We start from the raw sequence: 23,874 nt of genomic DNA on the forward strand, positions 1-23,874 counted from the left end.
GTATAACTTCCATCAGCCCTTTTTAGTTAAAGCATAGATTAAAAAGCCCAGTTGCCATTTTTAAAAATTTGTATTTGCTTTCCATCATAAGTTTCTCCTATAATATCCATATCATCAGACCCAATCATAAAGTCTACATGTGTTAAGCTATCATTTACACCATATTCATCCAATTCTTCATCTTTTAAATTGTTTCCACCATCTAGACAAGTTCTGTAAGCAGAACCAATTGCAAAATGGCAAGAAGCATTCTCATCATATAGAGTATTATAAAAAATTATATCTGTATTGGATATTGGTGAGTTGTATGGAACAAGAGCAACTTCTCCTAAATATTGAGAACCTTCATCTGTTTCAATAAGTTTCTTTAAAGTTTCAAGTCCTTTTTCAGCAGAAAAATCTATTATTTTTCCATCTTTAAAAGTTAAGAAGAAATTATCAATTATATTTCCACCATAAACAAGAGGTTTAGTACTATAAACAGTTCCATTCACTTTAAACTTATGTGGCATTCCAAAGATTTCTTCTGTTGGGATGTTAGGATTAAAGCTTATTCCATTAGGGTCTTTAGATGCTCCACTTAACCAAATATGACCTTTTGGCAAATCTAAAGTCAAATCAGTTTTTGAAGATTTATATTTTAAAGTTTTAAAATTATTTTTATTTAAGAAATCCATTTTAGACTTAAGATTTTTATTATGTTCCTCCCATGCTTTTATAGGGTCCTGACCATCTACTCTTGAACACTTAAATATAGCATCCCATAATTCTTCTATTGCTTTTTCTTCTGATAAATTTGGAAATACTTTTTTTGCCCATGCTTTTGTTGGCACAGAAACTATGCTCCATTTACATTTATCAGTTAGAGTATAAGAACGCCATTCTTTTAAAGCCTTACCAGATGCTTTTTGAAAATTTGCCACTCTTTCAGGGTCAACATCTTTTAGTAAGTCAGGATTTTGAGCATATACTGATAAAAATGCTCCACCTTCTTTTGCTATATCTACATATTGTTCTGCTGTCCATTTTGGGAACTCATGAAATGCTTCATCTGGAGCATATAAATACTTAATAAGAGCACTTTCTTCATCAGACCATTCTATATATACATTTTTAGCACCACATTTATATGCTTCTTTAAGTGCATTTCTTGCAAAATCAGCACATTCTATTGGTGATTTTATAAGTAAAGTTTGACCTGGCTGTATGTTAATCCCGACCTTGATTGCCAATTCAGCATATTTCTCTAAATTTCTATTTAAATCCATGTTTATCCTCCTATATTTTTAATATTGAATAACCTATAAAGTATTATAACATTACTTAGATTTTGGGTCATATTTAAAATATTTATACTCTATAAACTAAGAAATAAAAAATATCTATTTTAATTAAAACAGATTGTTTAGAAGCACAAACTTAATTGGAAGAATATTTTTTGTTGATATTAGTATTAAAGTAGAAATAAAAATACTTTTTTAGTGAAAAGCTATACAAGAATACTGAAAAAAACTTATAATATAATAATGAGATAAATATAAATAATGAAATAAAAAATTTTCTGGCAAAGCTTATATATGTTTAAATATAGTAGTTTATATATTATGAACAGAAGATTTCAGTTAGGAGGGCATAAATGGAGCTTTATGAAGCCATTTTTTATAGAAAATCTGTAAGAAATTTTTCCAGTAATAAGATAAAAAAGCCATTAATGGAAGAAATAAAGAGAAGTTGTAAAAATTTAGAATATTTAAATGAAGATTTAAATATTAAAGCGCATGTTGTTGATAGAGGTCATATAATACATTTCTTAATGGGTAAGGAATGTAAAGTAAAAGCACCTCATTATATAGTAATCACATCAAATAAAGGAGAAGATTATCTACAAAATATAGGTTTTGCTACAGAAGGTGTAGTTTTACGTCTTACAACATTGGGTGTAGCTACCTGTTGGCTGGAGGGAAACTTAAAGAGAGAAGATATTTTGGAATTTGTAGATATAGGAAATAAAAACTCTGAAGAAGATGAAGAAGACGATTTAGATTATTTAGCTGGAATAAAAACAGAAGAAGATAAGGAAGAAGAAATAGAGTATCCTTATATAATAATAGCTTTTGGATATCCAGCGAGAAATGAGGATTTATTTAGAACAAGATATGCTAGACCTGATAGAAAACCAGTAAAAGATATGATAAATAAAATAAACAGAAATAAAAAGTGGAAAGAAGTATTAGAATTTACAAGAAGAGCTCCATCTGTAAAGAATTCTCAACCGTGGTATTTCCATAAGGATGAACGAGGTCTTCATTTATTTGAAAAAAAACCTAAGAAACATTGTGAAGATATGAATAAAGTTAGCTTAGGCGTAGGATTAAGACATTTTGACATAGCATGTATAAAAAATAAAATAGATGTTTCATATGAAAAACTTCCAATAAGAAATAAAATAGGAAAATCATATTTTATAACTGTAGTTGAGCATGTGAAACCAGAAGAAGAGATACCAGAAGAAAGTGTAAGTCCAGAGAAAGAAGAATCACAAGAAGAATAAAATTTTGGAAGGGGATATTGGATATGTACAAGTGTGGAAAGTGTAATCTTAGGGGTTGTTCTGATGGAAATATGGATAAGCTAATGAAGATATGTCCTACTAGAGAAGTTGAGCTACAACAAAAAGCAAAACAACTTTATGAGGAAGAGGAAAATAGAAAAATAGCTTATAATGCTGGATTAGTTGAGTCAGAAGGGTATTGTCAATATACTAGACTAAAAGAGATAATAGAGTTTGCTAAGAAATGTGATTATAAAAAAATAGGTATAGCATTTTGTATTGGATTAAAAAGAGAAATGCAAACAGTACAAAAAATATTTGAACACCATGGATTTGAAGTATTTTCGGTTATATGTAAAAATGGAGCAATATCTAAGAGCACAGTTGGCTTAGAAGCATCTCAAACAATATCAAAGTGTGCAGATGAAATAATGTGTAATCCAATAGGACAGGCTTTGTTTTTAAATGAAGCTAAAGTTGACCTTAATGTAATTCTTGGATTATGTGTTGGACATGATACATTAGCCATGAAATATATGGAAGCTCCTATAACAACTCTAATTGTCAAAGATAGAGTAACTGGGCATAATCCAGCTGCTGCGATATATAATGCAGAGTCATATTTTGAAAAAAAATTGTTTGATAAAGATGAAGAATAATTCAAAGACTTATTGACATAAAAAGCAATTAGTGGTTTAATTATAAAAAAAGATAAAACTTTAAATTATCTTAGAGATACATAAAGTTATATTAATAAAGAAAAATATTACAGCTAAATTCCTTAAATTAGTCCAGAGAGACTAAAGGGTTATAGATAGTGTTAATATATAACCTCTAGTAAATCTTCTAGAGGTTTTTGATGAGTATAAAATAAAAATTTAAATATAATAAAGTCTTTTAAACTAGTCCAGAGAGACTGGGAAAGATATCTCATAGCTAAGAATTGAGTTATGTATAGATAAAATCCTTGTGCCTCTTTTGGTGTGAGGATTTTTTTATGAAGATTTAGGCTTTATTAAAAAGGAGATGTAAAAATGATAAATGGTAAAGAAAAATTAATAGTTGCAATTGATACTGACGAATTTGATAAAGCTAAAGAATTAATAGACAAATTAGAGGATAGTGTAGATATATTTAAAGTAGGATTAGAACAATATGTTGCTACAAAAGGAAAAACAATAGATTATCTTAAAGAAAAAGGGAAAAAAATATTTTTAGACCTTAAATTCCATGATATTCCAAATACTATGAAAAGTGCAGTAAGAGCTGCAGTAAGAGATAATGTTTGGTTAATGACAATACATGTATCAGATATGGAAGGAATGAGACAATGTGCACTAGTTGCTAAAGAAGAAGCAGAAAGATTAAATATAGAAAAGCCTTTAGTAGTTGGAGTAACAGTTCTAACTTCATTAAGCAATCAAGACTTACAAGATATAGGATGCAATATGACAACAGAAGAGTTAGCTATAAAGAGAGCTAAACTGGCAAAAGAATCAGGAATAGATGGGGTTGTTTGTTCAGCACAAGAAGTAGATAAGATAGTAGAAGCATGTGGAACTGATTTTATAACAGTTTGTCCAGGCATAAGACCTAAATCAGCAGAGGTTGGAGACCAAAAAAGAGTTGTAACTCCATTAGATGCAATAAAAAGAGGAGCTCATTATTTAGTTGTTGGAAGACCTATAACAAAAGCAGAAAATCCAAGAGAATCAGCGATTAATATTGTAAAAGAAATAGAAAATGCTTAGATAAAATATTTGGGAGGTAGCTTATATGAAGGGGAAATTAATTTTAGAAGATGGAACAGTATTTGAAGGAAAAGCATTTGGATATCTAAAAGAAACTGTTGGAGAAGTTGTATTTAACACTTCAATGGCTGGATATGGAGAGCTATTAACAGATGCAACTTATTATGGACAAATAGTTACTATGACTTATCCACTTATAGGTAACTATGGGATAAATCTAGAAGATGTAGAATCAAATAAAGTACAAGTAAAAGGATTTATTGTAAGAGAAAAAAGTGATAACCCAAATAATTTTAGATGTGAGATGGATATAGACACATACCTAAAGCAAAATAAGGTAATAGGGCTTGAAGGGATAGATACAAGAGCATTAACTAAAATTATTAGAAATAATGGAACAAAGAGAGGTATCATAACTTTAGAAAATGCATCATTACAAGATGTTGAATCTAAGTTAGCAGAGCATTGTAACAAGGATTCAGTAAAAAATGTTACAAGAAAAGAAATTGAAAATATTAAAGGGACTGGTGCAAAAGTTGTAGTTATAGATTTTGGTGTTAAAAATAGTATACTAGAGTCTCTTAAAGCTTGTAACTGTGATATAACTATAGTACCAGCGATGACTACATCAGAAGAAATTTTAAATATAAATCCTGACTTAATATTATTATCTAATGGACCAGGGAATCCAGAAGATGTAAATGATATAGTTGAAAATATAAAAAATTTAGTAGGTAAAAAGCCACTGACAGGAATCGGTTTAGGACATCAAATTTTAGCCTTGGCATTAGGAGGAAAAACTTCAAAGCTTACATTTGGACATAGAGGAGGAAATCATCCAGTTAAATGTTTAGAAACTGGAAAAGTGTTTATAACTTCTCAAAATCATGGATATAATGTTTCAGAAATGCCAGAAAATACAGAGATAACTCATATAAATTTAAATGACAATACTATAGAAGGAATGAAACATAAAGAATTACCAATATATAGTGTTCAGTACATTCCAGAATACACAACAATAGAAGATTTAGATTGTATATTTAACAAATTCTTAGCATTAATATAGATTTAGTATTATTTACAGATAGTAAAAACCATTTAGATAAGGAGAAAAATTTATGCCTAAATTAGATAGTATAAAGAAAACTTTAGTATTAGGGTCAGGACCAATAATAATAGGTCAAGCAGCGGAATTTGACTATTCAGGGACACAAGCTTGCCAATCTTTAAAAGAAGAGGGAATTGAAGTTGTATTAATAAACAGTAATCCAGCTACGATAATGACTGATAAAGAAGTGGCAGATAAAATATATATAGAACCATTAACAATAGAATTTATAGAAAAAATAATAGAAAAAGAAAGACCAGATAGTTTACTTGCAGGTATGGGTGGGCAAACAGGGCTAAACTTAGCAGTTGAGCTTTATGAAAAAGGGATACTAGATAAATATGGAGTAAAGATAATAGGAACTTCAGTAGAATCTATTAAAAAAGGTGAAGATAGAGATATATTTAGAGATGTAATGAAAGAAATAAATCAGCCAGTAATAGTTAGTGATATAGTTACGGATTTACAAGCAGGTCTTGACTATGCACTTACAATAGGTTATCCAGTAGTTGTAAGACCAGCGTATACATTAGGTGGAACTGGTGGAGGTATAGCCGATAATGAAGAAGAATTAAGAGAAATACTTTCACATGGATTACAATTAAGTCCAGTAGGTCAAGTTCTTCTTGAAAAGAGTATAAAAGGTTGGAAAGAAATAGAATATGAAGTAATAAGAGATTCAAAAGGTAACTGTATTGTTGTATGTAATATGGAGAATATAGACCCAGTTGGAGTTCATACAGGAGATAGTATAGTTGTTGCCCCAACTCAAACTCTAAGCAATAAAGAATGTGCGATGCTTAAAAAAGCATCTTTAGATATATTAAATGCAGTAGAAGTTCAAGGTGGATGTAATGTTCAATTTGCACTTAATCCACATAGTTTTGAATATGCAGTTATAGAGATAAATCCAAGAGTTAGTAGATCATCAGCTTTAGCATCAAAAGCTACAGGGTATCCAATAGCTAAAGTTTCATCAAAAATAGCTCTAGGATACACTTTAGATGAGATAGAAAATGCAGTAACTAAAAAAACTTATGCTTGTTTTGAGCCAACTATAGATTATGTAGTAGCAAAAATACCAAAATGGCCATTTGATAAATTTAAAAAAGCAAATAGAAAATTAGGAACTAAGATGATGGCAACTGGTGAAATAATGAGTATAGGAAGTAACTTTGAAGCGGCTATTCTTAAAGGAATAAGATCACTTGAAACAGGAAAATATTCATTGGTTCACACACCATCTGAAGAAAGAAGTATTGAGGAACTAAAGAAAAGAGTTGTAGTACCTGATGATGAGAGACTATTTGACTTAGCTGAAATGATAAGAAGAGGCTATAAAGTAGAAATGATAGAGCAAATTACAGGTATAGACAAATGGTTTATAAATAAATTTAAATGGATAGTAGAGCAAGAAGAAAAATTAAAAGTTATGAAAATTGAAGATTTAACTAAAGATTATCTTCTTGAATTAAAGAAAAAAGGATTTTCTGATAAAGGTATATCTGACTTAATGAAAATAAGTCCAGAAAAATTATATGAATTGAGAAGTCTATATAATATAAAACCAGCATATAAGATGGTTGATACTTGTGCAGGTGAGATAGATGCTATATCTCCTTACTATTATTCAACTTATGAACAATATGATGAGGTAGTTGTTAGTGATAAGAAAAAGGTAATAGTGTTGGGTTCTGGGCCAATAAGAATAGGCCAAGGTATAGAGTTTGACTATTGTTCAGTTCACTGTGTAAAATCTTTAAGAAAAATGGACATAGAAACTATAATTATAAACAATAATCCTGAGACAGTAAGTACAGATTTTGATACATCAGACAAGTTGTATTTTGAACCATTAACAGAAGAAGAAGTTCTAAGTATAATCGAAAAGGAAAAGCCAGAAGGTGTAATATTACAGTTTGGTGGGCAAACAGCTATAAAATTAGCTAAGTTCTTACACGAAAAAAATATACCTATATTAGGTACTGATTTTGATGATATAGATGCAGCAGAAGATAGAGAGAAGTTTGATGACTTATTAGAAAAACTAGATATAAATAGACCAAAAGGAAAAGGCGTATGGTCACTTAGTGAAGGTATTGAAATTGCTAATGAATTGGGTTATCCAGTATTAGTTAGACCATCTTATGTACTTGGTGGTCAAGGCATGGAAATAACTTATAATGAAGAAAAATTATCTCAATACTTACAGGATGCATTTGATAGAGACCACAAAAACCCAGTACTTATAGATAAATATCTAACTGGTAGAGAAATAGAAGTAGATGCGATATGTGATAGAGAAGATATATTAATACCTGGTATAATGGAGCATTTAGAAAGAGCTGGAGTTCACTCTGGAGACAGTACAACAATGTATCCAAGTCAAAATATATCTGATGAAATAAAAGAAAAGATAGTAGAATACACTAAAAAAATAGCTTTAGAACTTAATGTAATTGGTATGGTTAATATACAATTTATAGAATTCCAAAATGAATTATATATAATTGAGGTTAATCCTAGAGCTAGTAGAACAGTTCCATATATAAGTAAAGTTAGTGGAGTACCAATAGTTGACTTAGCAACTAAATGTATGTTAGGAGCAAAATTAAAAGATTTAGGATATGGTACAGGAGTTTACAAAGAGCCAAAATTAGTATCAGTAAAAGTGCCAGTATTCTCAATGTCTAAATTATCTAAAGTTGAAGTAAGTCTAGGACCTGAGATGAAGTCTACAGGAGAGGTTCTAGGTGTAGGAGAAAACTTAGAAGAAGCTTTATACAAAGGATTTTTAGCAGCAGGTAGACATATGTCTGATGAAAGAGGAGTAGTACTTGCTACTGTTAATAATCTTGATAAAGATGAGTTTATAGAGATAGCAAAAGATATGAAAGAGTTAGGATACACTTTTGTCGCTACAGAAGGAACAGCTAAGAGTCTAAGAGAAAATGGAATAGAGGCTGATACAGTAAATAGAGTAGAAGAATCTAGACCAAATATATTAGATGCTATAAGAAATAAACAAGTTGATATAGTAATAAATACACCAACTAAAGGAAATGATTCTACAAGAGATGGATTTAAGATAAGAAGAACAGCGATTGAGTTCTCTACTGAGATAATGACATCTTTAGATACATTAAAAGCTTTAGTAGAAGTTAAGAAGAAACATCTAAACAAAGATAAGTTAAAAGTTTACAATATAGCTGAATAGACATTAATTTGATTTTATAGTTTAAGAATTTAATTATTAAATTAAAAATAAGAAGTTATTTTTTCTATGAGTTTTTACTTTTGAGATAACTTCTTTTTTTTAAGAAATTTGTAGTATAATAGAAAAAGATAAAAAATAAGTGTAAATAAGTATAAAACTAGAATGTAAAAGTGAAAAATATATATAGATATTTAAAAGCTTATATTTAGTTAATGTTCTTTAGTTTACCTAAAGAGAATTATAGGAGGTACTGTAATATGAAAGCAAGGTTAATATTAGAAGATGGCACAATTTTTATAGGAAAGGCATTTGGATATTTAGAAGAAAGTGTAGGAGAAGTAGTATTTAACACTTCTATGATAGGATATGGTGAAGTTCTAACAGACCCTTCTTACTATGGTCAAATAGTTACTATGACTTATCCTCTTGTAGGGAATTATGGTATAAATTTATCATCAGCAGAATCTGAAAAAGTACAAGTAAAGGGATTTATAGTAAGAGAGAAAAGTGATTCTCCAAGTAATTTTAGATGTGAAATTGATATAGACCAATATCTAAAGCAAAATAAAGTTATTGGGCTTGAGGGAATAGATACAAGAGCTTTGACTAAGATACTTAGAAATAATGGAACAATGAAAGGGATAATTACATTAGAAGACAGTAAGTTAGAAGATGTTAAACATAAATTGGATAAGTTTTCAAATACAGAAGCAGTTAGAACAGTTACAAGAAAAGAAGTAGAGCATATAAAAGGAAATGGCCCAAAAGTGGCTGTTATGGATTTTGGAGTTAAGAGAAACATATTAAGATCATTTGCAGCTCGTGGATGTGATATAACAATATTTCCAGCCACAACATCTCCAGAAGATGTATTAAGTATAAATCCTGACTTAATATTCTTGTCAAATGGACCTGGAGATCCAGAAGACCTAGAAGATGTTATAGCAAATATAAAAGCTCTTATTGGTAAAAAACCTATAGTTGGAATATGCCTAGGACATCAACTTTTAGCTTTAGCTCTTGGAGGAAAGACTGCTAAACTTAAATTTGGACATAGAGGTGGTAATCACCCAGTTAAAGATTTAGAAGAGGGAAAAGTATTTATAACTTCTCAAAATCATGGATATTATGTTTCAGAAGTTCCTGAACAAATGAAAATGACACATATAAATTTAAATGATAATACTGTTGAAGGAATGAGACATGAGAGTCTAGATGTATACAGTGTTCAGTACCATCCTGAAGCTTGCCCAGGACCAAAAGATAATGATTATATTTTCGACAAGTTTTTAGAGTTAGTAAAATAAATAGTACTAAGATATAATTAAAAAATAAGAATAATTTAAATCAAAAAATCATTGGTTTAATTAACATAGATATGTATAATAAGGAAATCTAAATTTAAGATGAAATAAAGTAATTAAAATTGATTATATAGATGATAAAGATAAGAACCGTGAAAATTGTTTAGATAAGGAGAAAGAGTTATGCCTAAATTAGATAGTATAAAGAAAACTTTAGTATTAGGGTCAGGGCCAATAATAATAGGTCAAGCGGCAGAATTTGACTATTCAGGAACACAGGCGTGCCAAGCATTAAAAGAAGAGGGAATAGAAGTCGTATTAGTTAATAGTAATCCAGCTACTATAATGACTGATAAAGAGATTGCAGATAAAATATATATAGAACCATTAACAATAGAATTTATAGAAAAAATAATAGAAAAAGAAAGACCAGATAGTTTACTTGCAGGTATGGGAGGTCAAACAGGGCTTAACTTAGCTGTAGAACTACATGATGCTGGGATATTAGAAAAATACAATGTAAAAGTTATAGGAACATCTATAAACTCTATAAAAAAGGGCGAAGACAGAGACTTATTTAGAGAGGTAATGAAAGAAATAAATCAGCCAGTAATAGTTAGTGATATAGTTACAAATTTAGAAGCAGGGCTTGAATTTGCTGATAAAATAGGCTATCCAGTAGTTGTAAGACCAGCATATACATTAGGTGGAACTGGTGGAGGTATAGCCGATACTGAGGAAGAATTAAGAGAAACTCTTACACATGGATTACAATTAAGTCCAGTAGGTCAAGTTCTTCTTGAAAAGAGTATAAAAGGTTGGAAAGAAATAGAATATGAAGTAATGAGAGATGGAAATGGTAACTGTATAACTGTATGTAATATGGAAAATGTAGACCCAGTTGGAGTTCATACAGGAGATAGTATAGTTGTTGCTCCAAGTCAAACTTTAAGTGATGAGGAGTATCAACTACTTAGAAAAGCATCAATAGATATAATAAATGCAATAGAAGTTCAAGGTGGTTGCAATGTTCAAATAGCTTTAAATCCACATAGTTTAGAATATGCGATAATAGAAATAAATCCAAGAGTTAGTAGGTCATCAGCTTTAGCATCAAAAGCTACAGGCTATCCAATCGCAAAAGTAGCAGCTAAGATAGCTCTAGGATACACTTTAGATGAGATAGAAAATGCAGTAACTAAAAAAACATATGCTTGCTTTGAGCCAACATTAGATTATGTAGTAGTAAAAATACCAAAGTGGCCATTTGATAAATTTAGACATGCCAATAGAAAATTGGGAACTAAGATGATGGCAACTGGTGAAATAATGAGTATAGGAAGTAACTTTGAAGCAGCTATTCTTAAAGGAATAAGATCGCTTGAGACAGGAAAATATTCATTAGTTCATGCTCCATCAGAAGGTAGAACATTAGAAGAATTAAAGGCTAGAGTAGTAGTACCTGATGATGAGAGACTATTTGACTTAGCTGAAATGATAAGAAGAGGCTATAAAGTAGAAATGATTTCAGAAATAACTGGTGTTGATAAGTGGTTTATAAATAAATTTAAATGGATAGTAGAGCAAGAAGAAAAATTAAAAGTTCTAAAAATAGAAAACTTAGACAAAGAGTATTTACACGAATTAAAGAAAAAAGGATTCTCTGATAAAGGTATATCTGACTTAATGAAAATAAGTCCAGAAAAATTATACGAGTTGAGAAGTCTATATAATATACAGCCAGTTTATAAAATGGTTGATACATGTGGGGGAGAATTTGAAGCTTTATCACCTTACTATTATTCAACTTATGAGCAATATGATGAAGTAGTTGTTAGTGATAAGAGAAAGGTAATAGTGTTGGGCTCTGGGCCAATAAGAATAGGCCAAGGTATAGAGTTTGACTATTGTTCAGTTCACTGTGTAAAATCTTTAAGAAAAATGGGTATTGAGACTATAATTGTAAATAATAACCCAGAGACAGTAAGTACAGATTTTGATACCTCAGACAAGTTATATTTTGAACCATTAACAGAAGAAGAAGTTTTAAATATAATTGAAAAAGAAAAACCAGAAGGTGTGATATTACAGTTTGGTGGGCAAACAGCTATAAAATTAGCTAAGTTCTTACATGAGAAAAATATACCTATATTAGGAACAGATTTTAGAGATATAGATGCAGCAGAGGATAGAGAGAAGTTTGATGATTTATTAGAAAAACTAGACATAAATAGACCAAAAGGAAAAGGTGTATGGACAACTAACGAGGGTGTTGGGATTGCTAAGGAGTTAGGTTATCCAGTATTAGTTAGACCATCTTATGTACTTGGTGGTCAAGGTATGGAAATAACTTATAATGAAGAAAAATTAATTCAGTATTTGGATGATGCGTTTGATAGAGACCACAAAAATCCAGTACTAATAGATAAATATCTAACTGGTAGAGAAATAGAAGTAGATGCGATATGTGATAAAGAAGATATATTAATACCTGGTATAATGGAGCATTTAGAAAGAGCTGGAGTTCACTCTGGAGACAGTACAACAATGTATCCAAGTCAAAATATATCTGATAAAATAAAAGAAAAGATAGTAGAATATACTAAGAAAATGGCTTTAGAGCTTAACGTACTTGGTATGGTTAATATACAATTTATAGAATTCCAAAATGAGTTATATATAATTGAGGTTAATCCTAGAGCTAGTAGAACAGTTCCATATATAAGTAAAGTTAGTGGAGTACCAATAGTTGACTTAGCAACTAAATGTATGTTAGGGGCCAAATTAAAAGATTTAGGATACGGTACAGGAGTTTACAAAGAGCCAAAATTAGTATCAGTAAAAGTGCCAGTATTCTCAATGTCTAAATTATCTAAAGTTGAAGTAAGTCTAGGACCTGAGATGAAGTCTACAGGAGAGGTTCTAGGTGTAGGAGAAAACTTAGAAGAAGCTTTATACAAAGGATTTTTAGCAGCAGGTAGACATATGTCTGATGAAAGAGGAGTAGTACTTGCTACTGTTAATAATCTTGATAAAGATGAGTTTATAGAGATAGCAAAAGATATGAAAGAGTTAGGATACACTTTTGTCGCTACAGAAGGAACAGCTAAAAGCTTAAGAGAAAATGGAATAGAGGCTGATACAGTAAATAGAATTGAAGAGCCTAGACCAAACATATTAGATGCTATAAGAAATAAACAAGTTGATATAGTAATAAATACACCAACTAAAGGAAATGATTCTACAAGAGATGGATTTAAAATGAGAAGAACAGCGATTGAGTTCTCTACTGAGATAATGACATCTTTAGATACATTAAAAGCTTTAGTAGAAGTTAAGAAGAAGCACCTAAATAAAGACAAGTTAAAAGTTTATAATATAGCTGAGTAGAGTAAGTTTATTAAAATATTTTAAAGGCGTTAGCCATAGAGGCTTTCGCCTTTTATTTTAATCAATAAATAGAGGATAAAGATGATAATCATGAATTTCTTCATGTATAAGATTTTCATATTTATCATAAGAATATTTAATTGTAACAACTATCTTATCTCCCTTAGATACATTTTTATAAAGTTTTTTACTCTTGATAGAATATATATCATTTTTGTATGAAGCATTAACTATAAAAATCTCTGATTCGTAATCAAATGTACCCATTATTGGATTATAGTGTTTTGAATCTTCTCTATAGCAAAAACTATCAACAGTCATTATATAAGTGCCAAATGAAATCCATTTAGTATCTTTAAATAGATTTACTTTTTCATTGATATATGAAACTCCTGGAGTATCAAGAAATTTTTCCAATAGCATTTTTTTATCCATATAAAAAGCCCCCTTCATAATCTTTATTTATAGGAATAAGTAAGAATTTAAAATACAGTTATTTAGCTACATTTTGTAATCCTTTTTTATCTCTTTTTTTAATTTCTTAATTAAAATACTTAGCATTATTAATACAATTATTGATATTATTAAAGCTATAATCAACCATGGTGGAGCTACATGACCAAAACTTCTATTGATTGTAAGTGCAGTAGCAGCAAGAAGCCATCCAAATAAGTTCAAAAATACAATTCTTAAATTTGATGATTTTCGTAATAAAACCTTTTTAGGTTCTATTTTTTGTTTAAATATTGAACGTAATTCTACTGATACTTCGTTACTGCCATCAAATCTTTCTATTGCCTTATTTTGTGCCTCATTTATATCATATCCATTCTCAATAAACTCGTTTGTAGAATCCATTAGATGTTCTCTTAATTCTTCTTTTAAGTCTTGAATTTCTTTGCTAGTATCATTTTTATATAGTGTTCCTAAATACTCTTCTATTATTTTCATAAATCTATTCACCTCTCTTTAGAAATTTGTTCATAACATTTTGTATAAAGTTCCACTCTTGAATTTTTACTTCTAAATTTTCTTTTCCATAATCAGTTATATTATAATATTTTCTTCTACTTCCAAGACCTTGGTCGTTTCCCCAATATGATTTTATTAGACCTTTGGATTCTAATCTTTTAAGAGATACATAGAGAGTACTTTCCTTTAATTCAAAGCTTGTTTCGTCTCTAACCACTTTTGCTATTTCATATCCATATGAATCACCTTTGTTTAGTATTGATAATATTAAAGTATCAATATGACCTTTAAGTACTTCTTTGTTCAAGTCCATAAATTCACCTACTTTGTTTTATCATATACCTTATATTATGAGGTATATATAATTATATAATAAGACTTTCAATTTAATTTTTCAAGTATAAATTATAAAAGACACACTAATTTTAGGAATAATAGAAAGAATATACTTTTTCATTATAGAGACTAGGGTGTATGATTATAGACTAATTATGCGAAAATTATTGTACTTATATCGTGTTTTATGACCCAACTTGTATCTTTATGATAAAAGAAATATAATAAATCAATAAAGGGTTATTTATTATTATATAACAACAAAATAGATTGATAAAATTTGGAAAGCTACAGATAGAGAGTATAAAATCAGTAAAATAAAGGGGGATGAAAATAAATGAAGAGGATATTTTTGGTTGAGGATGACAAGGCAATTGCTAAGAACCTTATTCTTTTGCTAAATGCAGAAGGATTTACAGTAATCCATGCTTCCACAAGAAGTGAAGCACTTGATGAGATTGCTAGCAATAAATTTGACTTGGCACTGATTGATATTTCCTTGCCTGATGGAAATGGATTTACAGTTTGTACAGAAATTAAAGAAACACAAGACATCCCAGTTATCTTTCTGACAGCTTCTGGTGATGAATCGAGTGTTGTTACTGGGCTGAACATGGGTGCGGATGACTATATCACTAAACCTTTTCGTCCACGTGAATTGATTGCACGAATTAAAACAGCACTGAGAAAAAGTGAGCGTTTTGGGGCAACTTTTGAAATCTGTGGTCTTTATATTGATACAGCAAGTGGTGTCGTGAAAAAAAATGGTAATGAAGTTTTTCTTTCAGCTCTAGAATATCGATTGTTGCTGGTATTTATTAGTAATACCAAAAGTATTATTACGAGGGGTAAATTGCTTGATGAATTGTGGGATGCAGCAGGTGAGTTTGTAAATGACAATACATTGACTGTGTACATTAAACGCCTGAGGGAGAAGATAGAGGATGACCCTTCAAGTCCACAGATAATTTTGACTGTTCGTGGAACAGGGTATAGATTAGGGGGAGGACATGTTTCGGAATAGAGAGTTTCGTAGGTTTGCTATTTTGTTCTTATTAATAACTGTTGTCACTGTAACTCTAGGATTTGCAATCAATATGATGGCTGGAATCCTTGTAATTGTATCTGACACTACTTTTGGTACATTATTTCTTATATTTACTAGGGCCAGATACAAAAGTATTGCACATATTTCAGAACAAATTGATATTGTGCTTCATAATACTGACCATATGTATATTGCTGAAATAGATGAGGGAGAACTTTCTATTCTTCAAAGTGAGATAACTAAAATGACATTGCGTATTCGGGAACAAAATGAAGCACTAAAAAGAGAAAAAAGACATCTTGCTGATTCTTTAGCTGATATAGCGCACCAGCTTCGAACTCCTCTTACATCAGTAACTCTTATTATGTCATTATTAGAGACTAATACTGATGAAGATGAACGGAAAGGTCTAATACGAGAGACAGAGGAACTGCTCTTGCAGGTGGATTGGTTACTTACCTCTCTATTAAAATTATCTCGATTGGATGCTGGCATTGTGGAGTTTCAAAGTGAACAGATAGACATAAATGACTTGATATATGCTTCTCTTAGACCATTTATGATTTCAATGGAGCTACATAATATCGATTTACAAATAGATATTCCTAAAAGGATTATTATTAATGGTGATTCAAGTTGGCTTTCGGAAGCAATTCAAAACATCCTCAAAAACTGCATAGAAAAGGTAGGAGATAGTGGTAAGATTGAGATTGTTTGTGAGGATAACACACTGTTTACTGAGATTACCATTCATGATAGCGGGATGGGAATTGGAAAAGAAGATTTGCCATTTATTTTTGACAGGTTTTATCGTGGGAAAAACACAAACATGGCAGGGTATGGGATTGGATTGTTTCTATGCAAGATGATTATAACACGTCAAGGAGGAACAATTAACGCGAAAAATCATCCAGAGGGTGGCGCGATATTTACTATACGTTTTCCAAAGTGACTAATCTCTCATCTTAAAGTCACAGAGATGTAAGCTGAAAGTTCTATTATATGGGTAAACCATAAGAAAGGAGACTCACATAATGGAGTTTTTAAAAATTGAAAATTTATGCAAGGTATATGGAAAAGGTGAAAATCAGGTTACTGCACTTGACAATATTTCACTTACTATCCAAAAAGGAGAATTTACTGCTATTATAGGCTCCTCTGGGTCTGGTAAATCTACATTGCTACATGCCATTGCAGGTGTAGATGTGCCAACAAGTGGAAAGATATACCTAGATGGGCAAGATGTATATGGCCAAAGTAATGAAAAACTTGCTATTTTTCGTAGACGTCAAGTTGGATTGATTTATCAGTTTCACAATCTGATACCAACACTAAATGTAGTGGAAAATATTACTTTGCCTATACTTATGGATAAGCGTAGGGTTAACAAGGAACGACTAAATGACCTGTTGGAGTTACTTGGCTTAAAAGAGCGAAGAATGCATTTGCCAAATCAACTTTCTGGAGGTCAGCAACAACGTGTAGCAATCGGTCGTGCTTTAATGAATGCACCAGCAGTTATGCTTGCTGATGAACCTACTGGTAGCTTAGACAGTAAAAATGGACAGGATATTATCCAGCTATTGAAAGAAAGCCATAATAAATATCATCAGACCCTTATAATTGTCACACATGATGAAAATATTGCATTACAGGCAGATAGAATTATCTGTATTGCAGATGGAAAAGTAGTGCGTGATGAAAGGCTGGTGAATCGTTCATGAACATTTTCAACAAAGTTGCACTGCAAGGTATGAAAAAAAATCGTACACGAACTCTTGTAACAATTATAGGGGTCGTACTATCTGCTGCCATGATTACGGCAGTTACAACATTTGGAGTTTCTTTGATAGACTATTTGACAAAAGGTGCTATTTCTAAGTATGGTGATTGGCATGTTGAGTTTTTAGATGTTGATTCATCTTTCATCCAGAAACAGGCAGGTAATGATGAAGTTACAAATACCACAGTATTTGAAAATATCGGCTATGCAACACTTAGTGGCAACAGAAATCCAGATAAGCCATATCTTTTTATAGCTGGATTCAACAAAGAAACCTTTGATACTGTGCCTATAGATTTGATTTCAGGAAGATTGCCTAAAAACAGTGGAGAGATTCTTGTTTCCAGTAAAGTTGCAACAGATGGTGGTGTCAAATTCGCAGTAGGCGACACTGTTTCATTAGATATAGGTAGACGTATAAATGATGTAAATGAGAGGCTTGGTCAAGGTGATTTATACACTGCTGGAGGGGAAACTCTTGTATCACAAGATAAGAGGACATATAAAGTTGTTGGTATATGTCGAAAGCCTATCTTTGAGGAATCTTCTGCACCAGGATATACCTTGATAACTAAAGCTGATGCACAATTCAAAGGGGATAGTTTTAGCTTGTTTGCCACATTGAAAAATCCTCGTAAAGCTCATTCTTATGTAAGTAGCACTGGAGAACGTGCTTATGTTTTCAATGATAACGTGTTACGTTTCATGGGAGCTTCTGACAACAAGCTATTCAATGTGTTTTTATATTCGGTTGGTGGGATTGTGCTTGCTATCATAATGATTGGCTCGATTTTTCTAATCTATAATTCGTTTAATATGTCGTTGAATGAACGAACACAACAGTTTGGAATCCTTTCATCTGTTGGAGCTACAGCAAAGCAGTTACGGAATTCAGTGTTGTTTGAGGGATTTTGTATTGGTACTGTTGGGATACCAATTGGTGTCGCAGTTGGAATACTCAGTATTAAGCTTGTGATTTCTGTTATTTCCAAAAACTTTGCAAATGTTCTATATACTAACGTCCCTCTGACCTTGACTTTATCTATTCTCGCAATTATTGTTGCAGTAGTGGTTAGTATGGTTACTATCTTAATCTCAGCTTATATTCCGGCCAGAAAGGCAGCTAATACACCAGTGATGGAGTGTATACGCCAGACTAATGAAGTAAAAGTCGAATCTAAAGCTGTGAAGACATCAAATCTTTCACAACGCATTTATGGTTTGGAGGGAACTCTCGCTCTGAAAAATTTTAAAAGAAATAAGAAACGCTATCGCAGTATAGTTTTATCATTAGCTCTCAGTATAGTGTTATTTATATCGACTAGTGCTTTAGTAGGAGATTTAAAACAGATGTCAAGCCAGAAATCAGAGGTTACTGACCATGACATTATCTTTTCCACACAAGGCATGAGTGACAGTGAAATGCTAAAGCTATATGATAAGATGAAGAGTGCTAATGGTGTTTACGAAGGTTTGTATCAAGAAATGATTACTTATTCATGTATCGTTAAAGGAAGTAAGCTTACAGAAAATTACTTACAACATGAAAATATGCATGCAACAAATGAAACAGTCAATTTACCAGTAGATATGCAATTTCTTGATGACAGTACTTATCTGAATATTATCAAAGGTCTTGGCTTAAACACAAAAGAATATACTGGAGAAAATGCAAAGATGCTTGCTGTTTCTATGGCTGTTGAGGATGACCATACTATTGATATTTTTACAAACTCCTCTATGAATGTTAATCTTACCTCTGAAACTGATGGTAATTTGGATAATGTTGAAAAGCAAAATGTAAACATTACATTTGTAAAAATAGTGCCACCTGATTCTCCTCCAAGTGCAAGAAATTCTAAGAATAAGCAAGTAAACTTCAGAATACTAGCTCCTTATTCAGTCAAATATAAGTTTGAGGCTCTTGATGTTTCTACAGGAATCAAGAGTATGGGATTTCAATCAAAAAATCCAACTCAGTCAGTTGCAGAAATGGAAAAGATTATTGAGAGTGAGGGCGTTACAGTTGAGCATAATCTCTACAATATGTATGGAATGATGGACGATAATCGTAATTACATCTTCATTGTCAACGTATTCGCCTATACTTTCATCATTATGATTTCACTTATTTCTGTTGCTAATGTTTTCAATACAATTTCTACGAATATCAAGTTGCGTCGTAGAGAGCTTGCCATGCTTCGTTCTATTGGAATGTCTGAGCGTGATTTCCAAAAAATGATGAATTTTGAGTGTATATTTTATGGTATGAGGGCTCTTCTATTTGGGCTACCTATAGCAGTAATTTCTTCCTGGTTAATTCATAAAGGAATGGTAGCAGATGATATTAACTTTATGTTTCCATGGGTAAGTATCGGAATAAGTGTGTTTGGCGTTCTCTTTATCATATTCATTACAATGTTGTATACTACTAATAAGATAAAAAAAGAAAATATTATCGATGCACTGCGAGATGATATGGCTTAATTTAAGATATATGTTAATTTTATAGAAAAATAATTTTAAGAGATGGCACATAATAAAAGAATAGTAATTTATACTAAAAATAGGAGGGAATTTGCGTTAGCTACATCCCCTCCTATTTTCTTAAAAAATTTACTGAGAAAAGTCAATTAAACTAAACATCTTAAGTCAATTTCTCTCTTTTTAACTTGTATCTGAATTTCAGTTAGAAGTTCTTCTTCATTGTTTGTAGATAAAGGGTCTATTATAGGTATTTCATATATATAATTTTCAATAGGTATTCTTTTATACTCAACATAATCAACTAATTTTTTAAAAGCAGTATAATTTTCTTTGTAAGGTCCCTTATAGGTCATACAGATGAAATCGCCAGCTGAAATTTCTGTTATATATTTTTGCGATTTTGTATCAAATAAATCTCTTTCAACTGTAACAAAGCTATTGTCATAAATGACTTTATCTTCCTTTAAAAATTTATCTATAGATACAAGCCCACTTACGCCACCATAAAATACAGATATATTATCTTCTAATATATTCGCTATTTGTCTTCTTGAAAGTTCCATAGTTTCTTCACTACTTAACCCTTCTTCATATTCTATAGATAATATACTTCTTCTTGGAATATGTTTTCTAACTATTTTATTAACATCATCTACTTTCATACCTTTTTCCATTGTTTCTTTCTTAGTACTTAGCACTTTTTTTATAAGTTCTAATTCTTTAATTTTCTCGTCCACTATATTAATTTTATTAGTTAGCAGTTTTAGAATTTCTTCATTATTTTCATCAAGTTTTGATTTAATTTCCTTTAAAGGCATACCTAGATATTTTAAGTATTTTATAATATCTAATTGTGAAAATTGGTCAATTGAGTAATATCTGTAATTGCTTTCTTGATCAACATGAACAGGTTTAAATAAGTCTATTTGGTCATAGTATCTTAGTGTCTGTATACTTATTTTATGAAGCTTTGACATCTCTCCTATTGAAAACTTTTTACTCATACAATCACCTCATTTGAGATTTAAAATATATTCCATGGATATTTATCAGGTGTATTACATGTAAATTCCATTTTTTCTTTTGTAGTAGGATGGTAGAGTTCTATTTTATTAGACCAAAGAGCTATTTGTTGTCCAACTTTATTTATTTCTTTACCATACCTTTGGTCTCCATATAATGGATGTTTTCTGCTTGAAAATTGAACTCTTATTTGATGAGAACGACCAGTTTTCAAGTTTACTTGAACCAAGCTTAGGTTTTCTTTAAAGTTTAATATCTTATAGTCAAGTTCAGCTTCTTTGGCATCTTTATGATTTTTTTTCACTACAGTTACCATATTAGTCTTTTTATTCTTATATAAAAAATCTTTTAATGTATCTTTACCAGATTTCATATTGCCATGTATAATAGCTAGATAAGTTTTATTAAAGGTCTTATTTCTTACTTGTTCAGACAATCTTGATGCTGCTTTTGATGTCTTTGCAAAAACCATAACTCCACCTACTGGTCTATCTAATCTATGTATTAAACCAATATATACATTTCCAGGTTTGTTATACTTTTTTTTTACATAGTCTTTTAAAAGATTTACCATATCTTTATCATTAGTATCATCTCCTTGAGATAATATATTAACTGGTTTTTCTACAACGAGTAAATGGTTATCTTCATATATGACTCTTATCATTACTTTTTCTCCCATCTTCCAAATATACCACAAGGAAGTATCTTACCATCTCTAGAAGCTGGTATTCCTAATTCTCCACCATATATATCTCCTGCATTTGCTTTTTTGCCTATTGTTGTAGATAGTACATTTTCAAGAACTATTGAAGAAAAGCCTGTTGTATAAGAATTAATCAAGAAAAATAATGGGTCATCTGATAAAACTCCCATACATAAGTCTACAAAACTATATAATTTTTCTTCTATTTGCCATACTTCTCCTTTAGGACCTCTTCCATAAGAAGGTGGGTCCATTATTATCGCATCATATTTTTTCCCTCTTCTTATTTCTCTTTCAACAAACTTTACAACATCATCCACTATAAATCTTACTGTTTGATTTTTAAGACCAGATAACTCTATGTTTTCTTTTGCCCAATTAACCATACCTTTTGCTGCGTCAACATGGCATACTTCTGCACCAGCAGATGCACAAGCTACTGTAGCCCCACCTGTATATGCAAATAGATTTAATACTTTTATAGGTCTGTCAGCTTTCTTTATTTTGTCTATCATCCAATCCCAATTGGCTGCTTGTTCTGGAAATAATCCAGTATGTTTAAATCCAGTTGGTTTAATGTGAAACTTTAAATTTTTATAATTTATAGTCCATTGTTCAGGGTATCTTTTTTTGTGTTCCCATTGCCCCCCACCTTTATTACTTCTATGATAATGTCCATGAGGGTTTTTCCATAATGCCCATTCAGATTCCATTGGCCATACAACTTGTGGGTCTGGCCTTCTAAGTACATAATTACCCCAACGTTCTAATTTTTCTCCATTTCCCATATCTATAAGTTCATAATCTTTCCATTTATCTGCTAATAATAACATATCTTTCCTCCTATAAAATAACTCTCAATCCTATGTATTATACCACAAAATTAGTCATTTTTTGCTGTTTTAGATACTTTCTATTCTTTACATTTACTATTAACATTATTACTGTTTTAAGCATATTATATTGTATCTGATTTTTTTAATAAAAGGGGGAGGATTTTAATGGAAAATAATCAATCTACAAATACTTGTACATATAATATATTATATGTGCAATTTAATGAAGACTTTGAAAGAAGTAAGTATTTTTCTTATGATGTAAAGTATCCGATTATATACAATATCAGAAATCAATCTACTTTCGTAAATCCAGCTATTTTAAATAATATAAACAACGCTGTAAGAATGACTGTAAACAATTTTAAAAATGGCTTAAAGGAAGAAGAACAAGAGTATAATAATGCAGCTTCTCAAAATTCACTTCCAAAACAAAGTTACTGGGTATCAACTAGTTATGCAGTTACTTTTAATAAAAATTATGTACTAAGTATGATATTAAGCCTTATGGGATTTGCTAATAATGCTGGACCTAAATATAATACATTGAATAATTACAACATAGATTTGACAACTGGAAAAGAACTTTTAATTGGTGATATTTTTAGAGATGGGACTGATTATATAAATATAATAACTGACTATATAAAGTCTCAAATAAATGAAAATAGAAATATGTATTATTCTAATGTAGAATTGGTTATACCTGAAGACCAAGCTTTTTATCTTACAGATGATGGAATCGTTATCTATTTTGGAGTCGATGAAATAGCACCTGAAAGCTTCGGGATACCTAAGTTTGAGATGAAATTTTCTGATTTCGGCAATTTTATAAATTCACGTTTCTATTGTATTTCTCCAGATATATATGTTCAATCAAGAGGAAAATCGAAACATTTTATAGTATAAAAATATAGATAATTCTGAGCCCTATTTTAGTATTTATACTGGAGTAGGGTTAAGATTTATCTATCTTAAATAATGTGATTTAAACTGTACTATTTATATGTGTTAATTATATAAATTTAGACATATTGATAAATATTTAAAATATCACGATTGTTTTGTATTAAAAGTTTTAACTTTTGAATCCACAAGAGGTTTATATTATTATATACATTTAAGTCACTATTTTTTTTTATACATTTGCTGATAAGCAGAGTTTTTATTGATGACCTCTACATCCAAATTGGGATTACTTACCACCTCATATAAAAAGAGCTTTCCTAATTTTAATCTGATATTCATCTCCAACCTGTTCCATTCATAGCCTTTGAACAATTCTTTTAATAAAAAAACTTCTCCACAATTGATGTTTTTTAATTCATCTATTGCTTCTTTTAACAGACTATTCATATT

The 23,874-nt window shown here is 30.6% G+C and carries 20 protein-coding genes; 12 read left to right on the forward strand and 8 right to left on the reverse strand.

Annotation, left to right across the window (positions count from 1 at the left end; translation table 11 throughout):
- Positions 1 to 38 precede the first annotated feature (38 nt).
- Positions 39 to 1,268 carry an aminopeptidase gene (locus tag Q3223_RS13190; protein ID WP_223153288.1) on the reverse strand — a complete coding sequence of 410 codons (1,230 nt, stop codon included), beginning with the start codon at positions 1,266 to 1,268 and terminating at the stop codon, positions 39 to 41.
- A gap of 368 nt (positions 1,269 to 1,636) precedes the next feature.
- Here Q3223_RS13190 and Q3223_RS13195 point away from each other — a divergent pair, with 368 nt between their 5' ends.
- The 7 genes from Q3223_RS13195 (at position 1,637) to carB (Q3223_RS13225) (ending at position 13,324) form a co-directional block, all read left to right on the forward strand.
- A complete protein-coding gene (locus Q3223_RS13195) occupies positions 1,637 to 2,551 on the forward strand; it encodes a nitroreductase family protein (protein ID WP_054272025.1) in 915 nt (304 codons plus the stop codon).
- 23 nt (positions 2,552 to 2,574) lie between these two features.
- Positions 2,575 to 3,210 (forward strand): DUF1847 domain-containing protein, encoded by a 636-nt coding sequence (locus tag Q3223_RS13200; protein ID WP_054277798.1) that lies wholly within the window; start codon positions 2,575 to 2,577, stop codon positions 3,208 to 3,210.
- 375 nt (positions 3,211 to 3,585) lie between these two features.
- Complete coding sequence (pyrF, locus tag Q3223_RS13205) at positions 3,586 to 4,302, forward strand: orotidine-5'-phosphate decarboxylase (protein WP_054272023.1); 717 nt, start codon at positions 3,586 to 3,588, stop codon at positions 4,300 to 4,302.
- Between the two features lie 25 nt (positions 4,303 to 4,327).
- On the forward strand, positions 4,328 to 5,371 hold the full coding sequence (gene carA / locus Q3223_RS13210; protein WP_054277796.1) for a glutamine-hydrolyzing carbamoyl-phosphate synthase small subunit: 1,044 nt from the start codon (positions 4,328 to 4,330) through the stop codon (positions 5,369 to 5,371).
- 52 nt (positions 5,372 to 5,423) lie between these two features.
- Entirely contained in the window at positions 5,424 to 8,630 is a 3,207-nt protein-coding gene (gene carB / locus Q3223_RS13215; protein ID WP_074178769.1) for a carbamoyl-phosphate synthase large subunit, read from the forward strand.
- 257 nt (positions 8,631 to 8,887) lie between these two features.
- Positions 8,888 to 9,937, forward strand: coding sequence for a glutamine-hydrolyzing carbamoyl-phosphate synthase small subunit (gene carA, locus Q3223_RS13220; protein WP_054272032.1), 1,050 nt, complete (start codon positions 8,888 to 8,890; stop codon positions 9,935 to 9,937).
- Between the two features lie 180 nt (positions 9,938 to 10,117).
- Positions 10,118 to 13,324, forward strand: coding sequence for a carbamoyl-phosphate synthase large subunit (gene carB, locus Q3223_RS13225; protein ID WP_407812084.1), 3,207 nt, complete (start codon positions 10,118 to 10,120; stop codon positions 13,322 to 13,324).
- A gap of 57 nt (positions 13,325 to 13,381) precedes the next feature.
- Here the strand turns inward: carB (Q3223_RS13225) and Q3223_RS13230 are convergent, their stop codons facing one another.
- The 3 genes from Q3223_RS13230 to Q3223_RS13240 all read right to left on the reverse strand — a co-directional run bounded on the left by Q3223_RS13230 (position 13,382) and on the right by Q3223_RS13240 (position 14,609).
- Positions 13,382 to 13,759, reverse strand: a complete 378-nt coding sequence (locus tag Q3223_RS13230; RefSeq protein ID WP_074178771.1) for a DNA polymerase III subunit delta — start codon at positions 13,757 to 13,759, stop codon at positions 13,382 to 13,384.
- Between the two features lie 66 nt (positions 13,760 to 13,825).
- Positions 13,826 to 14,275 (reverse strand): permease prefix domain 1-containing protein, encoded by a 450-nt coding sequence (locus Q3223_RS13235; protein ID WP_054272019.1) that lies wholly within the window; start codon positions 14,273 to 14,275, stop codon positions 13,826 to 13,828.
- 4 nt (positions 14,276 to 14,279) lie between these two features.
- Complete coding sequence (locus Q3223_RS13240) at positions 14,280 to 14,609, reverse strand: PadR family transcriptional regulator (RefSeq protein ID WP_054272018.1); 330 nt, start codon at positions 14,607 to 14,609, stop codon at positions 14,280 to 14,282.
- Between the two features lie 360 nt (positions 14,610 to 14,969).
- Between Q3223_RS13240 and Q3223_RS13245 the strand changes: the two genes are divergently transcribed.
- The 4 genes from Q3223_RS13245 to Q3223_RS13260 all read left to right on the forward strand — a co-directional run bounded on the left by Q3223_RS13245 (position 14,970) and on the right by Q3223_RS13260 (position 19,950).
- Positions 14,970 to 15,656 carry a response regulator transcription factor gene (locus Q3223_RS13245; protein ID WP_407812085.1) on the forward strand — a complete coding sequence of 229 codons (687 nt, stop codon included), beginning with the start codon at positions 14,970 to 14,972 and terminating at the stop codon, positions 15,654 to 15,656.
- Positions 15,643 to 16,632: a sensor histidine kinase gene (locus Q3223_RS13250; RefSeq protein WP_407812086.1), complete on the forward strand. Its 990-nt coding sequence runs from the start codon at positions 15,643 to 15,645 to the stop codon at positions 16,630 to 16,632. The genes Q3223_RS13245 and Q3223_RS13250 overlap by 14 nt, the downstream gene beginning before the upstream one ends.
- Before the next feature lie 82 nt (positions 16,633 to 16,714).
- On the forward strand, positions 16,715 to 17,404 hold the full coding sequence (locus Q3223_RS13255) for an ABC transporter ATP-binding protein (RefSeq protein WP_054272015.1): 690 nt from the start codon (positions 16,715 to 16,717) through the stop codon (positions 17,402 to 17,404).
- Positions 17,401 to 19,950 carry an FtsX-like permease family protein gene (locus Q3223_RS13260; RefSeq protein ID WP_054277788.1) on the forward strand — a complete coding sequence of 850 codons (2,550 nt, stop codon included), beginning with the start codon at positions 17,401 to 17,403 and terminating at the stop codon, positions 19,948 to 19,950. Before Q3223_RS13255 ends, Q3223_RS13260 begins: the two co-directional genes overlap by 4 nt.
- Positions 19,951 to 20,096: 146 nt before the next feature.
- Here the strand turns inward: Q3223_RS13260 and Q3223_RS13265 are convergent, their stop codons facing one another.
- From Q3223_RS13265 to Q3223_RS13275, 3 genes are read right to left on the reverse strand one after another with little or no spacing between them, the layout of a single operon-like run.
- Positions 20,097 to 20,954: a MerR family transcriptional regulator gene (locus Q3223_RS13265; RefSeq protein ID WP_054272013.1), complete on the reverse strand. Its 858-nt coding sequence runs from the start codon at positions 20,952 to 20,954 to the stop codon at positions 20,097 to 20,099.
- A gap of 20 nt (positions 20,955 to 20,974) precedes the next feature.
- On the reverse strand, positions 20,975 to 21,640 hold the full coding sequence (locus tag Q3223_RS13270; RefSeq protein WP_074178775.1) for an RluA family pseudouridine synthase: 666 nt from the start codon (positions 21,638 to 21,640) through the stop codon (positions 20,975 to 20,977).
- Positions 21,640 to 22,512 carry a class I SAM-dependent methyltransferase gene (locus Q3223_RS13275; RefSeq protein WP_054272011.1) on the reverse strand — a complete coding sequence of 291 codons (873 nt, stop codon included), beginning with the start codon at positions 22,510 to 22,512 and terminating at the stop codon, positions 21,640 to 21,642. Before Q3223_RS13275 ends, Q3223_RS13270 begins: the two co-directional genes overlap by 1 nt.
- A gap of 168 nt (positions 22,513 to 22,680) precedes the next feature.
- Between Q3223_RS13275 and Q3223_RS13280 the strand changes: the two genes are divergently transcribed.
- The gene (locus tag Q3223_RS13280) at positions 22,681 to 23,424 is read left to right on the forward strand and encodes a DUF3298 and DUF4163 domain-containing protein (RefSeq protein WP_074178776.1); all 744 of its coding nucleotides are present in this window, start codon (positions 22,681 to 22,683) and stop codon (positions 23,422 to 23,424) included.
- A 219-nt stretch (positions 23,425 to 23,643) separates the two neighbouring features.
- On the opposite strand, the gene Q3223_RS13285 is transcribed toward Q3223_RS13280, so the two are convergent.
- Entirely contained in the window at positions 23,644 to 23,871 is a 228-nt protein-coding gene (locus tag Q3223_RS13285) for a single-stranded DNA-binding protein (RefSeq protein WP_054272009.1), read from the reverse strand.
- Positions 23,872 to 23,874: the final 3 nt, after the last annotated feature.

This window comes from Clostridioides sp. GD02367 (genome assembly GCF_045900275.1).
In the GTDB taxonomy this organism is placed as follows: Bacteria; Bacillota; Clostridia; order Peptostreptococcales; family Peptostreptococcaceae; genus Clostridioides; species Clostridioides difficile_A.

Coding starts and splice junctions, on each gene's coding strand:
- carB (WP_074178769.1), top strand. CDS start 5,424: ATGCCTAAATTAGATAGTATAAAGAAAACTTTAGTATTAGGGTCAGGA.
- Q3223_RS13260 (WP_054277788.1), top strand. CDS start 17,401: ATGAACATTTTCAACAAAGTTGCACTGCAAGGTATGAAAAAAAATCGT.
- carB (WP_407812084.1), top strand. CDS start 10,118: ATGCCTAAATTAGATAGTATAAAGAAAACTTTAGTATTAGGGTCAGGG.
- Q3223_RS13270 (WP_074178775.1), bottom strand. CDS start 21,640: ATGATAAGAGTCATATATGAAGATAACCATTTACTCGTTGTAGAAAAA.
- Q3223_RS13250 (WP_407812086.1), top strand. CDS start 15,643: ATGTTTCGGAATAGAGAGTTTCGTAGGTTTGCTATTTTGTTCTTATTA.
- carA (WP_054277796.1), top strand. CDS start 4,328: ATGAAGGGGAAATTAATTTTAGAAGATGGAACAGTATTTGAAGGAAAA.
- Q3223_RS13235 (WP_054272019.1), bottom strand. CDS start 14,275: ATGAAAATAATAGAAGAGTATTTAGGAACACTATATAAAAATGATACT.
- Q3223_RS13230 (WP_074178771.1), bottom strand. CDS start 13,759: ATGGATAAAAAAATGCTATTGGAAAAATTTCTTGATACTCCAGGAGTT.
- Q3223_RS13255 (WP_054272015.1), top strand. CDS start 16,715: ATGGAGTTTTTAAAAATTGAAAATTTATGCAAGGTATATGGAAAAGGT.
- Q3223_RS13240 (WP_054272018.1), bottom strand. CDS start 14,609: ATGGACTTGAACAAAGAAGTACTTAAAGGTCATATTGATACTTTAATA.
- pyrF (WP_054272023.1), top strand. CDS start 3,586: ATGATAAATGGTAAAGAAAAATTAATAGTTGCAATTGATACTGACGAA.
- Q3223_RS13285 (WP_054272009.1), bottom strand. CDS start 23,871: ATGAATAGTCTGTTAAAAGAAGCAATAGATGAATTAAAAAACATCAAT.
- Q3223_RS13245 (WP_407812085.1), top strand. CDS start 14,970: ATGAAGAGGATATTTTTGGTTGAGGATGACAAGGCAATTGCTAAGAAC.
- Q3223_RS13195 (WP_054272025.1), top strand. CDS start 1,637: ATGGAGCTTTATGAAGCCATTTTTTATAGAAAATCTGTAAGAAATTTT.
- Q3223_RS13265 (WP_054272013.1), bottom strand. CDS start 20,954: ATGAGTAAAAAGTTTTCAATAGGAGAGATGTCAAAGCTTCATAAAATA.
- Q3223_RS13190 (WP_223153288.1), bottom strand. CDS start 1,268: ATGGATTTAAATAGAAATTTAGAGAAATATGCTGAATTGGCAATCAAG.
- carA (WP_054272032.1), top strand. CDS start 8,888: ATGAAAGCAAGGTTAATATTAGAAGATGGCACAATTTTTATAGGAAAG.
- Q3223_RS13200 (WP_054277798.1), top strand. CDS start 2,575: ATGTACAAGTGTGGAAAGTGTAATCTTAGGGGTTGTTCTGATGGAAAT.
- Q3223_RS13280 (WP_074178776.1), top strand. CDS start 22,681: ATGGAAAATAATCAATCTACAAATACTTGTACATATAATATATTATAT.
- Q3223_RS13275 (WP_054272011.1), bottom strand. CDS start 22,512: ATGTTATTATTAGCAGATAAATGGAAAGATTATGAACTTATAGATATG.